Origin of the sequence: Marseilla massiliensis (genome assembly GCF_016899855.1) — a bacterium.
In the GTDB taxonomy this organism is placed as follows: Bacteria; Bacteroidota; Bacteroidia; order Bacteroidales; family Bacteroidaceae; genus Prevotella.
In genome coordinates this window covers 1-2287 of the sequence record NZ_JACJJG010000179.1, presented here as the reverse complement: position 1 = coordinate 2287, position 2287 = coordinate 1, and the positions used below count along the sequence as shown (strand labels likewise).

The following is a 2287-nucleotide window of genomic DNA, read 5'->3' as shown; positions in this document are numbered from 1 at the left end:
CTTATGAGCATACAAGATAATACAAATACTTGAATATCAGCATCTTATCTTTATCCAACAGAACTGCGGATGAACCGTAAAAGGCGGCCTTTTACGGTTCAAAAGGCCGTCAATTGGACGCTAAAAGGCCGTCTTTTACAACCCAAAAGACGGTCTTTCATAACACATTGAGTATCAAGACGTTACAAAACAGACATTCAAAGGTTTTTCTGTCAGGCGTAAAACGGCGGCTGACAGGCGGCAGGCAAGGCCCCGATACGGTGATGACTGACTGATAAAAAAGGTGAAAAAAGTTGCATGAGAACACTTAAAGCAGTACCTTTGCACAAGATTTACGGCGACTGGGGATATGGAGAGCCAGCTCTCTTTCCTCTCGTTCACGTTATCTCAACACACGTTAACGCCGCATGCAGATATGCTGACTACAGCCGAATGACGTGGAAACATACTTTCGAGGAGAGTTATGCACTCATCATCGGAGGGCGGAATGCCGGATAAGATGACTTGGGGAAACCTGCCGTCTTATCCGGCATTCCGCATATAACGTTTAAAGGTGAGAAAGTGAAAAGGTGAGAAGGTGAGGAATTAAAGGTAAAGGTGAAAAAGTGAAAAGGTGAAAAGGTGAGGAATTAAAGGTAAAAAAGTAAAAAGTTAAAAGGGTAAAAAGCAAGATAGGCAAATCTCCTTGTCTGCTCGTCAACTTGTCCCTTGTCGACTAAAGAAATCTCCTTGTCTGCTCGTCACTCGTCTACTTGTCAACTAAAAATAAATATATGAAAAGAGATGCGATTGATTTCGGGACGGTGAAGATTCCCGTTTTGTTCAGGAAACTGTTTTTCCCGACGCTGATGGGCATGCTCGGCATGTCGGCCATGACGGCCATCGACGGCATATTCATCGGCCATAGCGTCGGCAGCGACGGCATTGCCGCCGTGAATATCATCTGCCCTCCACTGATGCTTCTTACCGGCTTGGGCCTTATGATAGGCACAGGCTGCTCGGTGGTGGCGTCAATCCACCTGTCGCACGGCAAACAGAAAGTGGCCCGGCTGAACGTTACGCAGGCGTTTCTGTTCGCCACAATCGTAACGGCCACGGTAATCGTGGCCATGCTCTGTAATCCTGACGCCACGGCACGGCTGCTCGGTTCGTCGGAACATCTGCGCCCGTTGGTCACGGAGTACATGCTGTGGTATGCCCCGTCGTGGCTGTTTATGGTGTGGGAGGCCATAGCCCTGTTCATAATCAGGCTCGACGGCTCGCCAAAGGTGGCTATGATAAGCAGTCTTACGGCGGCGGCGATGAACGTCTTTCTCGACTGGCTGTTCATGTTTCCGCTGGGTTGGGGCATCATGGGAGCCGCCTTCGCCACGTCAATCAGCACCGTGGCGGGCTGCCTGATAGCCATCGTCTACATTCTGGGATACGCCAAGACGCTGCGCCTCGCGCGGCTCAAGCTCAGCCGCAGGAGCATGTCGCTGAGCGCGAGAAACATCGGCTACCAGTGCCGCATAGGCTCGTCGGCGTTGCTTGGCGAGGCAACGTTAGCCGTACTTATCTTCATGGGCAACTACGTTTTCATGCGTTACTTAGGCGACGACGGCGTAGGCGCCTTCGGCATTGCCTGCTACTATACGCCCTTCATCTTCATGATTGGCAACGCCATAGCACAGTCCGCCCAGCCGATAATAAGCTACAACTTCGGCCTGGGGGCACATGTCAGGGTGCGCGAGGCCGAGCGCACGGCACTGATAACGGCGGCGATATGCGGCCTTACGGTAACGGCGGCGTTCGTGCTGCTGCCCGAATGGCTCGTAGGACTGTTCGTAGGCCTTGACAACGAGGCGGCAAAGATAGCGGTAGACGGCTTCCCGTATTTCGCGGCAGGCTTCATCTTCTTCATCTTCAACGTAACCGCCGTAGGCTATTTCCAGAGCGTAGAACGTGTAAGGCCGGCCACGACGTTCGCCCTTATGCGCGGCTTCATCGTGCTGATACCCAGCTTCCTCATCATGCCGGGCCTCATCGGCACGCACGGAATATGGCTTGCCATGCCCGTGGCAGAGGCGCTTACGGCGCTCGCTGTAACAGGATTTTATTTAAAAAGAAGGGGAAAGTAAGTAGTTAAAGTAGTTATCGGTAGTTAGAGTAATTAAAGTCAAATGTCTTGCCGTTTATTATCCGCAAGCAACAAAAGTAATAACTTTAACTACTCTAACTACCGATAACTACTTTAACTACTAAAAAATAATCTATCCTTCCTCAGCCTCGCGTGCCCTCTTCTCCT

At 51.0% G+C, this 2287-nt stretch carries 2 protein-coding genes; both read left to right on the top strand.

What is annotated here, in order from left to right; translation table 11 throughout:
* Nucleotides 1–297: 297 nt before the first annotated feature.
* Nucleotides 298–498, top strand: coding sequence for a hypothetical protein (locus H6A34_RS14115; protein WP_205106033.1), 201 nt, complete (start codon nt 298–300; stop codon nt 496–498).
* A 275-nt stretch (nt 499–773) separates the two neighbouring features.
* Complete coding sequence (locus tag H6A34_RS14110) at nt 774–2120, top strand: MATE family efflux transporter (protein ID WP_021948660.1); 1347 nt, start codon at nt 774–776, stop codon at nt 2118–2120.
* Nucleotides 2121–2287: the final 167 nt, after the last annotated feature.

Excerpts from the sequence above, each read along its gene's own strand:
- H6A34_RS14115 (WP_205106033.1), top strand. The coding sequence starts at position 298 with ATGAGAACACTTAAAGCAGTACCTTTGCACAAGATTTACGGCGACTGG.
- H6A34_RS14110 (WP_021948660.1), top strand. The coding sequence starts at position 774 with ATGAAAAGAGATGCGATTGATTTCGGGACGGTGAAGATTCCCGTTTTG.